Annotated in this window: 14 protein-coding genes and 2 tRNA genes; 8 read left to right on the top strand and 8 right to left on the bottom strand. The window is 56.4% G+C overall.

What is annotated here, in order from left to right:
* The first annotated feature begins 205 nt into the window (after positions 1-205).
* From GO007_RS12760 to GO007_RS12770, 3 genes are all read left to right on the top strand, one after another.
* A tRNA-Ala gene (locus GO007_RS12760) sits at positions 206-281 on the top strand.
* 40 nt (positions 282-321) lie between these two features.
* Positions 322-397 (top strand) — tRNA-Ala (locus GO007_RS12765).
* 208 nt (positions 398-605) lie between these two features.
* Positions 606-2,786, top strand: coding sequence for a sensor domain-containing phosphodiesterase (locus GO007_RS12770; RefSeq protein WP_095100434.1), 2,181 nt, complete (start codon positions 606-608; stop codon positions 2,784-2,786).
* A 41-nt stretch (positions 2,787-2,827) separates the two neighbouring features.
* Here GO007_RS12770 and nupC read toward each other — a convergent pair whose 3' ends face one another.
* On the bottom strand, positions 2,828-4,030 hold the full coding sequence (gene nupC, locus GO007_RS12775; protein WP_095100436.1) for a nucleoside permease NupC: 1,203 nt from the start codon (positions 4,028-4,030) through the stop codon (positions 2,828-2,830).
* Positions 4,031-4,375: 345 nt separating this feature from the next.
* Here nupC and GO007_RS12780 point away from each other — a divergent pair, with 345 nt between their 5' ends.
* Positions 4,376-5,614: an Nramp family divalent metal transporter gene (locus GO007_RS12780; RefSeq protein ID WP_095100438.1), complete on the top strand. Its 1,239-nt coding sequence runs from the start codon at positions 4,376-4,378 to the stop codon at positions 5,612-5,614.
* A gap of 61 nt (positions 5,615-5,675) precedes the next feature.
* Here the strand turns inward: GO007_RS12780 and GO007_RS12785 are convergent, their stop codons facing one another.
* Together GO007_RS12785 and mgrA are read right to left on the bottom strand one after the other, a co-directional pair.
* On the bottom strand, positions 5,676-6,023 hold the full coding sequence (locus GO007_RS12785; protein ID WP_095100440.1) for a DUF2502 domain-containing protein: 348 nt from the start codon (positions 6,021-6,023) through the stop codon (positions 5,676-5,678).
* Between the two features lie 127 nt (positions 6,024-6,150).
* A complete protein-coding gene (gene mgrA, locus GO007_RS12790; protein ID WP_095100442.1) occupies positions 6,151-7,143 on the bottom strand; it encodes an L-glyceraldehyde 3-phosphate reductase in 993 nt (330 codons plus the stop codon).
* A 176-nt stretch (positions 7,144-7,319) separates the two neighbouring features.
* Between mgrA and GO007_RS12795 the strand changes: the two genes are divergently transcribed.
* Entirely contained in the window at positions 7,320-8,981 is a 1,662-nt protein-coding gene (locus GO007_RS12795; protein ID WP_095100444.1) for an alpha-keto acid decarboxylase family protein, read from the top strand.
* Here GO007_RS12795 and GO007_RS12800 read toward each other — a convergent pair.
* Positions 8,978-10,213, bottom strand: coding sequence for an ion channel protein (locus GO007_RS12800; RefSeq protein WP_095100446.1), 1,236 nt, complete (start codon positions 10,211-10,213; stop codon positions 8,978-8,980). The genes GO007_RS12795 and GO007_RS12800 overlap by 4 nt on opposite strands.
* A gap of 263 nt (positions 10,214-10,476) precedes the next feature.
* On the opposite strand from GO007_RS12800, the gene glk reads away from it, so the two are divergent.
* Complete coding sequence (glk, locus tag GO007_RS12805; RefSeq protein WP_095100448.1) at positions 10,477-11,442, top strand: glucokinase; 966 nt, start codon at positions 10,477-10,479, stop codon at positions 11,440-11,442.
* Between the two features lie 40 nt (positions 11,443-11,482).
* On the opposite strand, the gene GO007_RS12810 is transcribed toward glk, so the two are convergent.
* The gene (locus GO007_RS12810; RefSeq protein WP_095101333.1) at positions 11,483-12,220 is read right to left on the bottom strand and encodes a LytR/AlgR family response regulator transcription factor; all 738 of its coding nucleotides are present in this window, start codon (positions 12,218-12,220) and stop codon (positions 11,483-11,485) included.
* A gap of 11 nt (positions 12,221-12,231) precedes the next feature.
* Positions 12,232-13,911, bottom strand: coding sequence for a sensor histidine kinase (locus GO007_RS12815; RefSeq protein WP_189339874.1), 1,680 nt, complete (start codon positions 13,909-13,911; stop codon positions 12,232-12,234).
* A 399-nt stretch (positions 13,912-14,310) separates the two neighbouring features.
* On the opposite strand from GO007_RS12815, the gene alaC reads away from it, so the two are divergent.
* Positions 14,311-15,549 (top strand): alanine transaminase, encoded by a 1,239-nt coding sequence (gene alaC, locus GO007_RS12820; protein WP_095100452.1) that lies wholly within the window; start codon positions 14,311-14,313, stop codon positions 15,547-15,549.
* Positions 15,550-15,593: 44 nt separating this feature from the next.
* On the opposite strand, the gene ypdK is transcribed toward alaC, so the two are convergent.
* Both ypdK and GO007_RS12835 read right to left on the bottom strand, forming a co-directional pair.
* A complete protein-coding gene (gene ypdK / locus GO007_RS12825; protein ID WP_115193904.1) occupies positions 15,594-15,665 on the bottom strand; it encodes a membrane protein YpdK in 72 nt (23 codons plus the stop codon).
* Between the two features lie 360 nt (positions 15,666-16,025).
* On the bottom strand, positions 16,026-17,231 hold the full coding sequence (locus GO007_RS12835; RefSeq protein ID WP_095100454.1) for a cyanate transporter: 1,206 nt from the start codon (positions 17,229-17,231) through the stop codon (positions 16,026-16,028).
* A gap of 230 nt (positions 17,232-17,461) precedes the next feature.
* Between GO007_RS12835 and cynR the strand changes: the two genes are divergently transcribed.
* A complete protein-coding gene (cynR, locus tag GO007_RS12840) occupies positions 17,462-18,364 on the top strand; it encodes a transcriptional regulator CynR (RefSeq protein WP_095100456.1) in 903 nt (300 codons plus the stop codon).
* Positions 18,365-18,425: the final 61 nt, after the last annotated feature.

The raw sequence follows: 18,425 nt of genomic DNA on the forward strand, positions 1-18,425 counted from the left end.
AAAAATGTGGGAATTAGTTGTTCATGTTATAGCATCCTTTTACATGAAAGAGTGACATGTTTAACTTCTCCCTGCGATAAGCTTCGCAATGTCAGCTATTTGCCTGCTTTTTCAGCGATCAAATTAAGAGGGGTGATTTTGCCGTTGACACCTGACGAAGGAATTCATATTATGCGGCCCGTCAACACGACACGTTTTATGTTACGGGGCTATAGCTCAGCTGGGAGAGCGCTTGCATGGCATGCAAGAGGTCAGCGGTTCGATCCCGCTTAGCTCCACCAAATCCTGTCCCCATCAGGTTTGGTTTTAAAACGTTCTGTTGGGGCTATAGCTCAGCTGGGAGAGCGCTTGCATGGCATGCAAGAGGTCAGCGGTTCGATCCCGCTTAGCTCCACCAAATATCGAAACCCTCGCTACGGCGGGGGTTTTTTGTTTTCCTCCTGCCAACGTAAAGCACTCTGTGCTTACGTCAGAAAATCTCCTGCTATTAGAGTGAAATGTAATTTAAGATTTTTCCCTGGCTTATTACCTTGCCTGCCATAATTAACCAACATAGTATTTGTATATTAAATATAATTCCGGCGCGGGAGCTTTAATTAACAATAATGACAGGCAAATTTAACATTAACATCAGAAGATCTTTACTCGCGTTGATCGTTTGTTTAATTACAATTCCATTAGCCAGATTTATTTCACCTCAGGCAATGATTGACGGTAACCAAATATTTCTCGCCTGGTTACCGCTAAGTATGATGTACGCGGTTATCTTTATTTTTGGCCGCTATGCGATTGGCCCGCTGATTATCGCCTTTGCTATCACCAACGCCTGGATAATCCCGCTGACGGTACCGCAGGCGGCAATCTTATTATTCTGCCAGCTGTTCTCGGTGCTGGCCTCATGCGCCATTGTCCGCATGCTGCTTGGTAAAGCGTGGCGCAGCGGGTTAACGGCGAAGCGGATGGGCATCAGAATCTTTTGGGGCGGATTTTTTGCTCCCGTGCTCATGAAAGTTACCATGTATCTGGCGGGGGTGTTTTTTTCTTTCCCTCTGGTTATATCGAGCTATTTCAAAGATATGCCGGCAATTTATACCATTATAGATATTCAGAGTTTGATTTGCGCTGCATTAATTTTTACCACCTTCTTTTATTATCCTTTGCGGATGATTATCAATCCGCGTTTTGCCCGCACATTCTGGCTCCATCATTGTCAACCGTGGCTTACGCGCGAGCGTCGGATATTTACGCTGTACTGGTTCATAGCGCTCGTGGCAATATTACTGGTGCTCTGTGCACCTTATAACTCTGTTTTTATTGCCGGTTATTTGGTACCACTTATTTTCATCCTTTATTTTATTGGTATTAGCCGGCTGGGCCATGCGCTGATTCGTATTTCATGGTCCGTTTCAGCATTTTTACTGGTCGCGTATAATCAAAATTTCCTGCAGGGCGTAAAGACAGAATACGCATTATCATTTGTTCTCTCGGTACTCATCTCATTCACCATCTGCTTGTTTTATATGCTGGATATCTACGCTCAGAACGAGCGAATCAAGCTCAGATGGCGAGATCAGGCGCAGGAGGACCCGCTGACCGGGCTGCCTAATCTTCGCGCGCTGGAGTGTCATTTACGCCGCAATCCCGAAGTAGCCATCAGCAGCCTGCGAATTGATAACCTGGATTTCCTCAGCCGCCATTACGGCATGATGATGCGCGTGCACTGCAAGCGGCAAATTGCCGCTAAGGTACAGCCGCTACTGGGGCCGGGAGATAAAATATTTCAGCTACCCGGTAGCGAGCTGCTGCTGGTGCTGTGCGGGCCGGAACCCGAGGCGCGGCTAGGCCACATCGTGGCGATTCTTAACCACAAGAAATTTATCTGGAATAACCAGGCGCTGGATCTGGAGTTTGGCGCATCGTGGGGCAGGCATCACGGCGTCGAGGCCGAGCTTCATCCGATGCTGGGCCAGCTGAGCTGGCTTTCGGAGCAGGCCGGCGCCACGCAGCGGGTGCTGGCGCTGGATGCGGCGCAGGAGCAGGTTTCCGATCAAACCAGCGAACAGGTGCGTATGCTGACCCGGATCAAGCAGGCGCTCAATAAACGCGATCTCGTGCTGTATGCCCAGCCGATCCGGAACGCGGCGGGGGAGGGCTATTATGAAGTGCTTACGCGGATGCAGTGCGGAGAAACCGTCATTACGCCGGAGCGGTTTATTCCGCTCATCGTACAGTTCAACCTGAGCCAGCGTTTCGACATGCTGGTGCTGGAAACGTTGTTCAGCACGCTACACCGGCATCCGGGCCAGCACTTCTCCGTTAATCTGCTGCCCTACACCCTGATGCAGCGCGATAGCGCGGCGCAGATTATTGCTTTGTTCAGGCGCTACCAGCTCCAGGGCGAAGCGATTACCATCGAAATTACCGAAGAGCAGGCATTCTGCGATGAGCAAACCAGCCTGCACAACATCCAGCAGCTGCGGGATTTTGGCTGCGCCATTGCTATCGATGACTTCGGTACCGGCTATGCGAACTATGAGCGACTGAAAAGGCTCCAGGCGGATATCGTGAAGATTGACGGCTGCTTCGTGCGCGACGTGGAGACCGATCCTCTGGATGCGATCATTATTAAATCCATTATCGAGATGGCGAGGGTGAAAAATCTGACGGTTGTGGCGGAGTACGTGGAAACGGAAGAGCAGAAGGCGCGGCTGCTGGCGCTCGGCGTCGACTATTTGCAGGGCTACCTGATCGGCAAGCCTCGGCCGCTTCAGGAATTACAGGCGTAAAAAAGCCGGGACCAGCCCGGCTTTTGCACAACCTTAAGAAATTACAGTACCAGCGCGGCGATAGACGCTGAGAGCACGCTCACCAGGGTCGAGCCGTAAACCAGCTTCAGGCCAAAGCGGGAAACAACGTTACCCTGCTCTTCGTTCAGGCCTTTAATCGCCCCGGCAATAATCCCGATTGAGGAGAAGTTGGCGAAGGAGACCAGGAAGATGGAGATAATGCCTTCCGCGCGCGGAGAGAGCGTGCTGGCAATTTTCTGCAGATCCATCATTGCGACAAATTCGTTTGAAACCAGCTTGGTGGCCATAATACTGCCGACCTGCAGCGCTTCACCAGCCGGCACGCCCATCACCCATGCAATCGGGTAGAAGATGTAGCCGAGGATGCCCTGGAAGGAGATGCTGTAACCGAACCAACCGGTAACGGTCGCGAACAGGGCGTTCAGCGCAGAGATCAGCGCGATGAAGCCAATCAGCATCGCGGCAACGATAATCGCTACTTTAAAGCCTGCCAGGATGTACTCACCCAGCATTTCAAAGAAGCTCTGGCCTTCATGCAGATTCGACATCTGCAGATTTTCTTCGCTTTCATCAACGCGGTACGGGTTAATCAGCGACAGTACGATAAAGGTGCTGAACATATTAAGCACCAGCGCCGCAACGACATATTTCGGCTGCAGCATCGTCATGTACGCGCCGACGATAGACATGGAAACGGTGGACATCGCGGTAGCCGCCATGGTGTACATGCGGTTACGCGACATTTTGCCGAGGATATCTTTATACGCGATAAAGTTTTCCGACTGGCCCAGAATCAGCGAGCTGACTGCGTTGAATGATTCCAGTTTACCCATGCCGTTAATTTTGGACAGCACGGTACCGATCGCGCGAATGACGATAGGCAGGATGCGGATATGCTGCAAAATACCGATTAGCGCGGAAATGAAGACGATTGGGCACAAAACCTTGAGGAAGAAGAAGGCGAGGCCTTTATCGTTCATATTGCCGAAGACGAAGTTGGTCCCTTCGTTAGCAAAGCCGAGAAGTTTTTCGAACATCTCGGAGAATCCTTTCACGAAGCCCAGACCGATATCGGAGTTCAGGAAGAACCAGGCCAGCAAGACTTCAATGACTAGCAATTGAATAACATAACGAATACGAATCTGCTTACGGTTGTGGCTGACCAAAAGGGCCAAAATAGCCACCACGACGATCGCGAGGATAAAGTGCAGGACGCGGTCCATATTTGCTCCAAATATGAGGCAGGTTAAATTTCTGTGCACATTCTATGTAACAAGCCCAAAGAAAACGAGATCAAATCCACACTATTGCAAGGAACTGTGACTAATCACCAAAATAGTGATCAAACATACATTTTTGTTATGTTGCGTAAAGGTTTTAAAAGTTGCTTAGTTGTACTAATCTGATGACCAGGCGAGATGTACTTCCATCACTGCCACCTTTTCGTTGTTAGCCGCTATCGTTCCCCCCTATCAAAGCAATAATTATCGCCGTTATAAATGAACTTGATAATCATTCGCATTTTGGTAGCATCAAACATAGCAAAGGCTATATTTCTGAGGCAGAAAATGACAAGCAGTCGCGTTGAGAATAGCAGCGGTCGCGCAGCGCGCAAGATGAAGCTCGCTTTGATGGGGCCTGCCTTTATTGCTGCCATCGGGTATATCGATCCCGGTAACTTTGCGACCAATATCCAGGCGGGCGCCAGTTTTGGCTACAAGCTGCTGTGGGTGGTGGTGTGGGCAAACCTGATGGCGATGCTGATTCAGGTTCTGTCGGCAAAGCTGGGAATTGCGACGGGTAAAAATCTCGCGGAGCAGATTCGCGATCACTATCCGCGCCCGGTGGTGTGGTTCTATTGGGTGCAGGCGGAAATTATCGCCATGGCGACGGACCTGGCCGAGTTTATTGGCGCGGCGATCGGCTTTAAGCTGCTTCTTGGCGTCTCTTTACTACAGGGCGCGGTGTTGACCGGTATCGCCACGTTTCTGATTTTGATGCTGCAGCGTCGCGGGCAAAAGCCGCTGGAGAAAGTGATTGGTGGGCTGCTGCTGTTTGTTGCCGGGGCCTACATCGCGGAGCTGATTTTCTCTCAGCCGGCGCTGGCGCCGCTGGCAAAAGGGATGATTATCCCGAGCCTGCCGAACGGGGAAGCGGTGTTCCTGGCGGCCGGGGTTCTGGGGGCAACCATTATGCCTCACGTTATCTATTTGCACTCGTCGCTGACCCAGAATCTGCATGACGGTTCGCGCAAAGAGCGCTATAACGCAACCCGCTGGGATGTGGCGATTGCGATGACGATTGCCGGCTTTGTCAATCTGGCGATGATGGCCACCGCCGCCGCCGCGTTTCACTTTAACGGCCATACCGGCGTCGCCGATCTTGATGCCGCCTACCTGACGCTGGAGCCGCTGCTGAGCCACGCCGCAGCAACTATATTCGGCCTCAGCCTGGTGGCTGCCGGGCTGTCGTCGACGGTTGTCGGCACGCTGGCGGGTCAGGTGGTGATGCAGGGGTTTATTCGTTTTCATATCCCACTGTGGTTTCGCCGGGCGATCACCATGCTGCCGTCGTTCATCGTCATTATGATGGGGCTCGATCCGACCCGCATCCTGGTGATGAGTCAGGTACTGCTGAGCTTTGGTATTGCGCTGGCGCTGGTGCCGCTGCTGATCTTTACCAGCAATCCGAAGCTGATGGGCGATCTGGTTAATAGCGCATGGATTAAGCGAACCGGCTGGGTCATCGTGGCGATTGTGGTTCTGCTGAACGGCTGGCTGCTGGTGGGGACGGCGTTCGGCTTATAAGTCGATAATAAATTGGGGAGCCTTGCGGCTCCCCAATTTGATTAAACTGATTGAAGGACATTTAGTGATGGCCGTGGCCGGGTCCACGACCTCCCGGTCCCCGTCCCCAGCCGCCGCGACGGTCGTCGCGATCGTTCCAGCCCTCGCGATAGCCGCGTTCGTAGGCTTTGCGCTTATCCCAGCCGCGGTGACGGCCGTTGTCATGATGCCGCCAGCGGTTATCACGCCATTCGTAGTTACGACGCCAGTAATCACGGTCGCGCCAGCCGCCACCGTCCCAGTAATTACCGTAGTTGTCGCGATCGCCTATTTGTAATTTTACAGATGGCAGCAGGGTGATTTCACCAGCGTTAGCAACTAACGGCGCTGAGGCCAGTAGCACTGCAGCCAGTATCAGTGACCTGAACATACTCTTCTCCTTCACGATCGAGCCTTGCGGCTTGTTAACGTGATAGTACGGAGCCGTTAAGCCCCGCAGCATTGGATGAACTCCTAAATCGCGGATAAGAGCACTTTTTGCTAAAGTAAGTTTTTGTTTACGCCGCAAGAATCGCGTCAATTTTCGCGCACTCTTCCGGGCTGAAGTGACGGTTGGCGAGCATCCCGACGGCATCATCAAGCTGGGCCGTTTTGCTGGCGCCGATCAGCACCGAAGTCACTTTTTCCCCGCGCAGCACCCAGGCCAGCGCCATCTGCGATAGCTTCTGTCCGCGAGCCTGCGCCAGGGCGTCCAGCCGGCGGACTTTCTCCAGTTTTTCCGCCGTCAGCTGATCCGCCTGCAGGAAGCGGCTGCCGCTGGCTGCCCGGGAATCAGCCGGGATGCCGTGTAAATAGCGGTCGGTCAGCTGGCCGCCGGCCAGCGGTGAAAACGCAATGCTTCCGACTCCCTGCGTCTGCAGGAAATCCAGCAGCCCATCTTCAACCCAGCGTTCGAACATGGAGTATTTGGGCTGATGAATAATGCACGGCGTGCCGAGGTCGTTGAGGATGCCCACCGCCTCCGTCGCCTGGGCGAGAGGGTAGTTCGATAGCCCGACGTAAAGCGCTTTACCCTGACGCACGATATGGTCCAGCGCGCGCATGGTTTCCAGCAGCGGAGTCTCGGGATCGGGGCGGTGATGATAGAAGATATCGACGTATTCCAGCCCCATCCGTTTCAGGCTCTGATCGAGACTGGCAATCAGATATTTGCGCGAACCCCAGTCGCCGTAAGGCCCGTCCCACATGGTGTAGCCGGCTTTGCTGGAGATAATCAGCTCATCGCGATAGGGTAAAAAATCCTCCCGCAGGATGCGGCCGAAGTTGTTCTCGGCGGAACCCGGCGGCGGCCCGTAGTTGTTGGCCAGATCGAAGTGCGTAATGCCGAGGTCGAAGGCGTGGCGCAGCAGCTGGCGGCTGGTTTCTACCCGCGTTTCGTCACCAAAGTTATGCCAAAGGCCGAGAGAAACTGCCGGCAGCTTTAGTCCGCTATGACCGCATCGGCGGTACTCCATTGTCTGATATCGCGTCGCATTTGCCTGGTAAACCATACTTCCTCCGCAGATAAAACAGCTTGTGTATACGTTTACACTAAAGAATGTTCAACGCGGAGTACACACCCCAGAGTCGTAAATTTTGCTTTCCACCTCATATATTCAACACAATCTGGACAGTTCGATCGCTTATTCAATACTCAAATTACCTGCACGGGATGAGGAGTATGGCTATGCAACCGACTTACACTATTGGCGATTATCTGCTGGATCGCCTTGTAGATTGCGGCATAGACCGCTTGTTTGGCGTACCGGGAGATTACAACCTACAGTTCCTCGATCGTGTTATCGCGCATGAAGCGCTGGGATGGGTCGGCTGTGCCAACGAGCTGAATGCCGCCTATGCGGCCGACGGCTATGCGCGTATTAAAGGCGCCGGCGCGCTGCTGACGACCTACGGCGTTGGCGAGCTGAGCGCGCTTAACGGCGTGGCGGGCAGCTATGCCGAACACGTCCCGGTTCTGCATATCGTTGGCGCCCCCTGCAGCGGCGCCCAGCAGCGGGGCGAGCTGCTGCACCACACGCTGGGGGATGGCGATTTTACGCATTTTGCGCGGATGAGCGAGCAGATAACCTGCACTCAGGCCACCCTGACGGCGGGCAACGCCTGCCATGAAATCGATCGCGTCCTCAGCGACATGCTGGCCCACCATCGCCCCGGCTATTTGATGCTGCCTGCCGACGTCGCAAGGGCCAGCGCCATGCCGCCGGCGCGTCGCCTAGTGATTGAGGGGCCGCCTGCGGATGAGAATCAGCTGGCCGGATTCCGGGAGCATGCGGGGCAGCTGCTGCGGAGCAGCCGGCGGGTATCGCTGCTGGCGGATTTTCTCGCCCAGCGCTACGGCCTGCAGGAAACGCTAAGAACGTGGGTCGAAAAAATGCCGATTGCTCACGCCACCATGCTGATGGGCAAGGGGCTCTTTGACGAGCAGCATCCCGGTTTCGTCGGGACCTACAGCGGTATCGCCAGCGCGTCCGGGACCCGCGAGATGATTGAAAACGCCGATACCATCATCTGCGTCGGAACCCGCTTTACCGATACCATTACCGCCGGATTTACCCAGCATTTACCGCCTGAACACACCATAGAGATTCAGCCGTTCGCCGTCAGGGTGGGCGAGCGCTGGTTCAGCCGGATCCCGATGGATCAGGCGCTGGCGGTCTTGATCAAGCTGTCGGCCAGCCTGGCGGCGGAATGGACGCTCCCGCCGGTCTCAGTGCCGGAGGTTGGCGGAGCTGAAGGCGGCATGCTGACGCAGAGAAAGTTCTGGAGCACCGTGCAGGAGCAGCTGCGGCCGGGGGATATTATTCTCGCCGATCAGGGAACTGCGGCATTCGGCGTTGCGGCGCTGAGGCTGCCCTCGGATGCGACGCTGCTGGTTCAGCCGCTGTGGGGATCGATCGGTTTTACGCTGCCGGCGGCCTACGGCGCGCAGACCGCCGCGCCGGACCGAAGGGTGGTATTGATCATCGGCGATGGCGCGGCGCAGCTCACGATACAGGAAATGGGGTCGATGCTACGCGACAAACAGAGCCCGCTTATTCTGCTGCTTAACAACGAAGGCTACACGGTCGAGCGCGCGATCCATGGAGCGGAGCAGCGCTATAACGATATCGCCCTGTGGGACTGGAACCGTCTGCCGGAGGCGTTTGCCCCCGACGTCCCTTCGCACTGCTGGCGGGTGACGCGCACCGCGGAGCTGAAGGAGGCGATGAACGACAGCATGGGCTCCGACCGGCTGACGCTGGTCGAGGTGATGCTGCCCAAAATGGATATCCCCGACTTTCTACGGGCGGTAACGCAGGCCCTGGAAGAGCGCAACAGCCGCGTCTAGTCGGGACGTCGTCTGGTTATCATCAGCGGCTTCCCGGCCAGCAGTAGCCAGGCCGGGAGCATCACAATACACAGCAGCGGCAGCAGCGTGGTGTCCGGCACCACGACGGCGGCCATAAACAGGCTCAGCCAGCCGTCGCGGGTGACCACCAGCATCATTCCGAGGATCGCGCAGGAGACCGTAATCGCCGCCGGGACGGCGTCAACGTGCGCGTGCAGCATCAGGCCCAGCGCCACGCCGACGAATACCGCCGGGAAAATCCGCCCACCGCGAAAGCCGCTGGCGGCCGCGAGTACCAGCGCCGCCAGTTTTACCAGCGCAATCAGCATAAAGTCGCCGCCGGTCAGGGTCTGGCTGAAAGCCATTTGCTGCATCTCATCCAGCCCTTTAAACAGCGTGATATGCCCGCCGATGGTCCCGAGGATGCCTAACAGCAAACCGCCGACCCCGAGCGTTAAAATGGGGCTTTTCAGGCGGTGCATCAGCGCATGCAGGCGCGGCAAACACCAGACGGCGACCATTCCTACGGCAATCGCGATAAGCGCGACCACGGCGCCGCTAAAGATATCCACCAACCGCATCTGTGGATAGTGCGGGATCGGGAGCGATAAATGGGGATTGAAGAACAGGCTCGTTGTCAGGGCGCCGGCCGCCGCCGCCAGCAGGGGGGCAAAAAGGCGGTCCCACAGCGGGACGTCGTTACCGCCGTTAAGGGTTTGCGAAAAGATCAGCGCTGCGGCAACCGGCGTGCCAAACAGCGCGCCGATGGTGCCGGAGGCGGCAAGGATCGTCCAGTCGAGGGAGCTGACGCGCGGAAACAGGCGCGAACCGATGGCCACCGCGAGGGCGATATTGACCACCATAATGGGGTGCTCCGGCCCCAGGCTGACGCCGCCCGCCAGGCCTAGAATTAACGCGGCAATCAGGCCCGGCAGGGCGCTGGTGCTGACGGGCGCGCCCACTAATGATTCAGACGCCGGATCGGGCCCGGCGTGGCCTGGGCTAAAGCGGATGACCAGACCGACGGCAATACCGGTGAGCGTCAGAGTGGCAATGGTCCAGAGAGGCCCGCCGGCGTTCAGGCCCAGGCTTAGCGGCAAAACGCTCCAGAGGATATTTTGCAGGACGCTCGCAACCTTCATCGTCACAATCAATACCAGGCTGGACGCAATCCCGATGATAACCGCCGGGATCGATAGCAACAGCATTGTTCTGGCGCGCGGATGCAGCATGAAAATTTCCTTTTGAAGGTTTGAAGCACTACTTTGCCTTCGCCGCAGAAGGGCATCGAGGCAGATGGTGCTGAAACGATAAAGTTAAGGCTATGCCTGACGATCCCGGCGGCGCGGGGTAAACCATTTTTCACAGATTACAGCCTAAATGTGATATAGGTCGCTAAACTGTGGGCACTTATACGTTGGTCGTTGTTGTTAAGGCATCATGAATTTACAGTGTGCCAAAAGAATCATTTTGACTTTAGTGGAGCCGTAACGGAATGACAAAATTTGCTTTAGTAGGAGATGTCGGCGGAACCAATGCCCGACTGGCATTATGTGATATCGCGAGCGGGGATATCTCCCGTGCAAAAACCTATTCCGGGCTCGATTATCCCAGTCTTGAAGCCGTTGTTCGCGTCTATCTCGACGAGCACAACGTTGAAGTCGAGGATGGCTGCATTGCGATAGCCTGCCCGATCACCGGCGACTGGGTGGCGATGACCAACCACACCTGGGCGTTTTCCATCGCCGAAATGAAAAGCAACCTCGGGTTTGCGCATCTGGAGATCATCAACGATTTCACGGCGGTATCGATGGCGATTCCGATGCTAAAAGCTGAGCATCTGATTCAGTTTGGCGGCACGGCGCCGGTGGAAGGGAAACCTATCGCCGTCTATGGCGCGGGAACCGGCCTCGGCGTGGCGCATCTGGTCCACGTTGATAAACGCTGGGTGAGCCTGCCGGGAGAGGGCGGCCACGTCGATTTTGCGCCGAACAGCGAAGAAGAGGGGATTATTCTGGAAGAGCTGCGCGCCGAGCTGGGACACGTTTCCGCCGAACGCGTGCTGTCAGGCCCGGGTCTGGTCAACCTTTATCGCGCGATAGTGAAATCCGACGGCCGTTTACCGGAAAATCTGCAGCCGAGAGACGTTACCGAACGCGCGCTTGCCGACTCCTGCACCGATTGCCGCCGCGCGCTGTCGCTGTTCTGCGTGATTATGGGCCGTTTTGGCGGCAACCTGGCGCTGACGCTGGCGACCTTTGGCGGCGTGTATATCGCGGGCGGTATCGTGCCGCGCTTCCTCGAATTCTTTAAGGCGTCCGGTTTCCGCGGCGGTTTTGAAGATAAAGGGCGGTTTAAAGCCTTCGTGCAGGATATCCCGGTGTACCTGATTGTCCACGACAATCCGGGGCTGCTGGGCTCCGGCGCGCATATGCGCCAGACGCTGGGCCAAATCCTCTAAAATAGCGCCACCGGGCCTGAGGGTCCGGATAAGCCGCCGGCTACAGGTGCATCAGCTGGCGGAACTCTTTGACCTTGCTACGGCTCACCGGCACCTGAAACTCAAGATCCCGCAGCCGCAGGACATAGGTGTTATTGAACCACGGCTCAATCTCGCGAATTTTGTTCAGATTGACGCAGTAGGAGCGGTGGCAGCGGAAAAAGTGCGCCGGCGGTAGCCTGGCGCAAAACTCCGTAATGTTCATTGGCATCACGAACGATTCCCGCCGGGTATAGACAAACGTCATTTTTTCATGCGCTTCCGCGTAGTAAATATCGTGAATGCTGGTGACGATAATCCGCTCATCTTTGATCAGATTGATGGTGTCGTTTTCCCGCTGCGGATTTGGCGCCGCGCCGGCTGCTGGAAGCTGCTGCTGTTGCCAGGCGCTGCTCAGCTTTTGCAGCATGTTGATAATACGTGATTCCTGATAGGGCTTGAGGATGTAATCGAACGCCTCCAGCTCAAATGCCTCTACGGCGTGCTCTTTCCAGGCGGTGATAAACACAATAAACGGCTTATGGGCAAACTGGCTGATGTTCTGCGCCAGCAGAACGCCGTCCAGCGAGGGGATATTGATGTCGAGAAAAATGGCATCGACCCTGTTGTGCTGTAGAAACTTCAGCACGTCCAGCCCGTCGTCAAAGGTACCGACAATCTCCATCTGGCTGTGGGTGTTAATCAGCCAGCTGAGCTCCTGTTGCGCCGGGAACTCGTCCTCAACAATGATGACTTTCATTTTTTCTCCGCTCATGGCAGCAGCGACGCCGGCGTGGGCTGGGGGGCGTTGCGGTTTGGTACGTAGAAGGTAATCTCCGTCCCTGGGGTCATACGCCTGATATGCAGCCCTTCGCCGTACAGCAGTTTGACCCGGTGATGGACGTTAAGCAGGCCGATTTTATTACCCGGCATCTCATCGGCCTCCACCCGGGCGACGACAGCCGGATCGATACCGTTGCCGGTATCACGGACGCTAATCCGCACCCGCTTCCCGCACTCATTGATGCCAATAGTGACCACGCCTTTTCCCTTGCAGGGCTGGATGCCGTGAACAATGGCATTTTCTACCAGCGGCTGGATCAGCAGGCTGGGTATGACGCAGCTGACTTCATCGTCGATATCATAGATAACGGTTAGCTTGTCGCCAAAACGCGCCTGTTCAATGGCAATGTAGTCCTTGATCTGGTACAGCTCTCTTTTAATATCAATCTGCTCGTCGTCTTTTAATTCAATGTTATAGCGTAAATAACGCGATAAATTAAAAATAAGCTGACGCGCGGTATCCGGATTCATGCGAATCGATGATGAAATGGCATTGAGCGCGTTAAAGAGGAAGTGTGGATTGATTTTGCTCTGCAGCGCGCGCAGTTCGGCCTTGTTGGCCATTTCCCGCAGCTGTTCCGCGCGGGAAACCTCCAGCTGGGTCGAGATGATTTGCGACAGGCCTATCGCCATCTCCTGCAGCGACGACGTAATACGGTGCGCGTGGCAGTAGTAGATTTTCAGCGTCCCGGTGACGATGCCTTTTTCCCGCAATGGAATCACCAGCATCGAGTGAATTTCAGGGGTTCTGTACGCCTCATCGTTGTTCTTGATGATAATTTTTCCACTCTCAATCGCCTGGCGGGTGGTGGGGCTAATGGCGTTGTCGCGATCGTGATAGTTGCCTTCGCCGAAGCCAACGTAGGCCAGTACCCGATCGGTGGTGGTAATCGCCACCGCGTCGGCGTTGATATCGCGGCGGATAATGTCGCAGACCTGGCGGAGCGACTCGCTGTTGACGTGGCGAAACAGCGGCAGCGTTTTGTTGGCGATATCCAGCGCCAGCTTGGCCTGGCGCGCGGCGCTGGCCTCTTTTTCTCCCTCAACGCTCTGCACCAGCAGAACGATAAAACCGATACTGACGCTGCCGAGGATCATCGGAATACCGATTTTCGAGACGATATCCAGGCCCAGTGACAACGAGGGCGCCCACAGCACCACGAGGATCATGGTCAGCGTTTCGCAGAGCATCCCGGCGAGGATCCCGGCCTTCCAGCGCTGGGCCTTGGGAACCCTACGGCCGATCAACCCGGACAATAGCCCGGCGATGATGCTGGTGATAAAGCAGGGGATCGCGGTAACGCCATCGATATCGATCAGATAGCGATGCACCCCGGCAATGACGCCAACGATAGCGCCGACCCACGGGCCAAACAGGATGCCGCCGGACATCACCGCGATGATACGAACGTTGACCAGCGATCCCTCCACCGGTACGCCTGACCAGGTACTGAACAGGGCAAACAGGGAGAAGATGGCGGTGACGGCCAGCAGCTCCTTCGGCGTATGGGCAGATTTATGCAGCAGCTCACGAAACAGCCGCAGGCGGATGAGGAAAAAAAGACAAATCAGCATCAGTGCCGCGCGGTCAAAAACTGCGAGCAGCATGGTGAATATTTCGTGCATGGAGGCGCCGTGTCATTCGCGGGAAAACGATATGATAAAAAACCTGGCCCCAGAAGGCCAGCCGCAGACAATAATAGGGAAAAGGCACACTTTAAAAAGGGGATTGACGGTAAGTGCCGCGCGGCAGCGAACGCGGGGGCGCTGAGGCTAAAATAAGGTAATGTAAAAGATATTAAGATGTTACTTTCAACGATCCTGTTGGCTAAATCCGGATCGACCGCTGCCGTATTTGCTGGAACGAGTACCCGTTTTTCCTGCCAGATTTTATTTTTTCTCTGCCCTCTCGACAGCGTTATTTTTTTCGGGTTATTTTCTAAACGTGCCGCAACAGCGGCAGCGTCGCTCGGACGGTCCGGGCGCTCACGTTAATCCGAGGAATCTATGGCTGAATTCAGTCCTGAACGCCGCTTTACGCGTATCGATCGTCTCCCCCCGTACGTATTTAACATTACCGCTGAACTGAAAATGGCTGCGCGTCGGCGCGGCGAAGATATTATCGATTTCAGCATGGGCAACCCTGACGGCGCGACGCCGCCGCACATCGTTGAAAAACTGTGCACCGTTGCCCAACGACCGGATACCCACGGCTACTCTACCTCTCGCGGCATTCCACGCCTGCGCCGGGCGATATCGCGCTGGTATCAGGATCGCTATAACGTCGACATTGACCCGGAATCGGAAGCCATCGTGACCATCGGCTCGAAAGAGGGGCTGGCGCACCTGATGCTGGCGACGCTGGATCACGGTGATACGGTACTGGTGCCTAATCCCAGCTACCCTATTCATATTTATGGCGCGGTGATTGCCGGTGCGCAGGTGCGTTCGGTGCCGCTGGTGGAAGGCGTTGATTTCTTCAACGAACTGGAACGCGCGATCCGCGAAAGCTATCCGAAGCCGAAAATGATGATCCTTGGCTTCCCCTCTAACCCGACCGCGCAGTGCGTCGAGCTGGAATTCTTTGAAAAAGTGGTGGCGCTGGCGAAGCGCTACGACGTGCTGGTGGTGCATGACCTGGCCTATGCCGATATTGTCTATGACGGCTGGAAGGCGCCTTCCATTATGGAAGTCCCCGGCGCGCGCGATGTGGCGGTTGAGTTCTTCACGCTGTCGAAAAGCTACAATATGGCCGGCTGGCGCATCGGTTTTATGGTTGGGAATAAAACGCTGGTAAATGCGCTGGCGCGAATTAAGAGCTACCACGATTACGGTACCTTCACCCCGCTGCAGGTGGCGGCAATCGCCGCGCTGGAAGGCGATCAGCAGTGCGTGCGCGATATTGCGGAACAGTACAAGCGCCGTCGCGATGTGCTGGTTAAGGGGCTGCACGAAGCGGGCTGGATGGTGGAGTGCCCGAAAGCATCCATGTACGTGTGGGCAAAGATCCCTGAGCAGTATGCGGCGATGGGATCGCTGGAGTTCGCCAAAAAGCTGCTTCAGGATGCCAAAGTGTGCGTATCGCCGGGCATCGGCTTTGGCGACTACGGCGACACCCATGTGCGCTTCGCCTTAATTGAAAACCGCGATCGTATCCGTCAGGCTATTCGCGGCATTAAATCGATGTTCCGCGCGGACGGACTCCTTCCTGCCGCAGGTAAATCGACGGGCGAAAGCCTGGAATAAAAAAAGGGAGCCGCTGGCTCCCTTTTTTTAGCTATTCACCTTGCTTAGATCATCAGGGCAAAGGTGCCGGCCCAAACGATGACCATAAAAGACACGCCCATAAAAAAGTATTTCACGTCTCATTACTCCGCATTCTCGGCGAAACGCCAAACGAATTTTGTTTTCATCGTTTTCCATGAACTGTCGCAGGAAAAACCAGAGGCTTCTGGCGGCTGCGGCGGTTCGGAATTCTATGCTGTAACTGCTCCAGCTGGCGCTAATGTACGCCTAAAAAATGGGGGAAACAAGAGGCATTTTTTTATTAATTTTTAGTTACTTACGAGTGTCGTGATTCGGCGACACATTAATTTCATTCGGTAATAAATACGATTCTGGCGAAGGCTACTGGCGGCGATGGTTTTGCCGCAGGTAGCGGTTTGATTTTTGGCTTTATTCTCTTCGGGAATGATGCGCAAGCGGGCCTTCCGCACCTGAAATTATCGCGCACGCTCGCCAGCCGGCTGCGTTTTTCGCCACTCCTGCGGGTAGCGTGCCGGTACAAAACGCAGCGTTATGACCATCAGCAGCGCCACGCAGACGGCGTGAAAGGCCCAGTCCAGCACGTAATTCCCGCTCAGGCTACGCAGCAGGCCCGATAGCCACGGCGAGAGGCCGGCGACGATAAAGCCAATTCCCTGCATAAAGGCCACCAGCCGTCCGGCAATCGCCGGATGTCGGGAGTGGTCGAGCGCCAGCACCAGGCACAGAGGAAACGCGCCGCCTAAGCCAATACCGCAGCTTATCGCCCACAGCTGCGGCAGATACAGCGGCAGCCAGATAAACCCGCAGAAGCCAATCAGCTGCAGCAGCAGCGTCAGCATCAGCAGTTTGCGCCGGTCTTCATGCCGGGCCAGCATCGGCAGCAGCAGGGCGCCGGCGGTTTGGCCAAGCGTCATGACGGCCAGCAGGGTGCCGCTAAGCTGAGCGCTGTAGCCGGACTGCATATAGTAGGGCGGCAGCCAGGCGATCAGGCTGGCGTAGCCGCCGTTAATGAGGCCGAAGTACAGTCCGAGGGTCCAGGCGCGGCGGCGGCGGAAAATAGCGGCTTCTGGCCTGGCTGAAGCTGTAGACGTTCCGCACGCAAGCGGGCGATTGACGGACCACCAGCCGAAGAGCGCCAGCACCGCGGGCAGCGTCCACCAGGCCAGGGCGTGATACCAGACGGCGCTGCGCTGCGCCAGCCACGGCGTCAAGGCCGCAGCCAGACCGCCGCCGCCCATCAGCGCCGCTGACCATAGCCCCATCACCTGGGGCGTGTACTGTGGAAACCGGCGTTTTATTACTCGCGGGATCGTCGCCTGAATAATGCCAATGCCGATCCCGCCGAGCAGGGCGCTGCTCAGCAGCAGCCCGCTGCGCGGGGCGAGTTCGCGCAGCAGCGCGCCGGCGGCGATCGCCAGCAGGCTCAGCGCGATCCCGCGGTTTTCGCTGAGATGGCGGTCAATCCACGGGCTGGCCAGCGCCAGCGCGCCCATCGCGATGACCGGGATGGCGGTGAGTAGCGAAATGAGGGTAAAACTCATACCGCTGGCCTGCTGTAGCTGGGGAAGCAGGGGGCCGATTGAGGTCAGCAGGGGACGCATATTGATGCCGACAAGAACCAGTACCAGCAGCATCAGGCGACTGCGCGCTGCGTGGCTCATCGCGACTCGCCCGTCCGGCGCGGATACGCTCCCCTGGGCTGCGGACGAAGGTGGCCGACGGGCGCATGCGGAAGGAAGTTAACGTAGGTGGACATAAAGGCTCCTGCAAATATTGACGCGGCGCGGGGGAAGCGTTGCGATGAAAAGTGCAGACAGGTTACGTATCTTATTTCATAAGTTAAAAGACTTATTTATGATGAGTTCAATTTGAATTACTTATGGATTACGGCATGCTGCTGCGCCATCTCACCTGCTTTCTGGCGGTTGCCGAACATCGCGGCTTTACGCGCGCCGCAACGGCGCTCCATATCTCACAGCCGGCGCTATCCCAGCAGGTCCGCCAGCTCGAAGAGACTTTGGGGACCCAGCTTTTTGACCGCAGCGCCCGCAGCATACGCTTAACGGATGCCGGAGAGGTGTGGCTGATCTATGCGCGTCGGGCGCTGCAGGATTTAGAAGAGGGAAAACGCGCCATCCACGATGTGGAGGATCTCCGGCGAGGGACGCTGCGGGTGGCGATGATGCCGACCTTTACGACCTATTTTATGGGGCCGCTGGTGGGCTCTTTTTATCAGCGTTACCCCAATATTTCGCTGACCATGCGCGAAATGGATCAGGACCGGATGGAAGCCCTGCTGCGCAATGATGAGCTGGATCTCGGTATTGCCTTTGACGATGGCGGCGTGCGCGATATTGTGTCCCGACCTCTGCTGACTGAAACGCTGGCGCTGGTGGTGGGCCGGCACCATCCGCTGGCGGCGCTACGGCGCGTAAAGCGGGAAATGCTGAATCAGGAGTCGCTGATACTGCTCAGCGGGGAGTTTGCTACCCGGGATCGGATCGATCGCTATTGCCGCCAGTACGCGATTGAGCCAAAGGTTCGGATGGAGGCGAACTCTATCAGCGCGGTACTGACCGTGATTCAGCGTACCCCGCTATCGACCCTGCTGCCGGCCGCCGTTGTGCGGGAGCGCGACGATCTGGTGGCCATTGAGCTAACGCCGGCGCTGCTGGAAAGAACGGCCTGTCTGCTACAGCATAAGGACGCCTGGCAGAGCGCGGCCGTACGGGCGTTTAGCGCCATGGCGCTGGAGGTGGCAGCAGGGCTGGACGCTGAAGGAGCCCTGCGATAGCGCGGTTCACCTGGTGTAGCCGACGGCAAGAATGCCGTCGCTGTGCTGGACGATAGAACGT

The organism is Klebsiella sp. 10-1 (assembly GCF_009758445.1).
In the GTDB taxonomy this organism is placed as follows: domain Bacteria; phylum Pseudomonadota; class Gammaproteobacteria; order Enterobacterales; family Enterobacteriaceae; genus Klebsiella; species Klebsiella scottii.

Coding starts and splice junctions, on each gene's coding strand:
- GO007_RS12785 (WP_095100440.1), bottom strand. CDS start 6,023: ATGTTCAGGTCACTGATACTGGCTGCAGTGCTACTGGCCTCAGCGCCG.
- GO007_RS12795 (WP_095100444.1), top strand. CDS start 7,320: ATGCAACCGACTTACACTATTGGCGATTATCTGCTGGATCGCCTTGTA.
- glk (WP_095100448.1), top strand. CDS start 10,477: ATGACAAAATTTGCTTTAGTAGGAGATGTCGGCGGAACCAATGCCCGA.
- GO007_RS12770 (WP_095100434.1), top strand. CDS start 606: ATGACAGGCAAATTTAACATTAACATCAGAAGATCTTTACTCGCGTTG.
- mgrA (WP_095100442.1), bottom strand. CDS start 7,143: ATGGTTTACCAGGCAAATGCGACGCGATATCAGACAATGGAGTACCGC.
- GO007_RS12800 (WP_095100446.1), bottom strand. CDS start 10,213: ATGCTGCATCCGCGCGCCAGAACAATGCTGTTGCTATCGATCCCGGCG.
- GO007_RS12835 (WP_095100454.1), bottom strand. CDS start 17,231: ATGAGCCACGCAGCGCGCAGTCGCCTGATGCTGCTGGTACTGGTTCTT.
- GO007_RS12810 (WP_095101333.1), bottom strand. CDS start 12,220: ATGAAAGTCATCATTGTTGAGGACGAGTTCCCGGCGCAACAGGAGCTC.
- cynR (WP_095100456.1), top strand. CDS start 17,462: ATGCTGCTGCGCCATCTCACCTGCTTTCTGGCGGTTGCCGAACATCGC.
- GO007_RS12815 (WP_189339874.1), bottom strand. CDS start 13,911: ATGCTGCTCGCAGTTTTTGACCGCGCGGCACTGATGCTGATTTGTCTT.
- nupC (WP_095100436.1), bottom strand. CDS start 4,030: ATGGACCGCGTCCTGCACTTTATCCTCGCGATCGTCGTGGTGGCTATT.
- alaC (WP_095100452.1), top strand. CDS start 14,311: ATGGCTGAATTCAGTCCTGAACGCCGCTTTACGCGTATCGATCGTCTC.
- GO007_RS12780 (WP_095100438.1), top strand. CDS start 4,376: ATGACAAGCAGTCGCGTTGAGAATAGCAGCGGTCGCGCAGCGCGCAAG.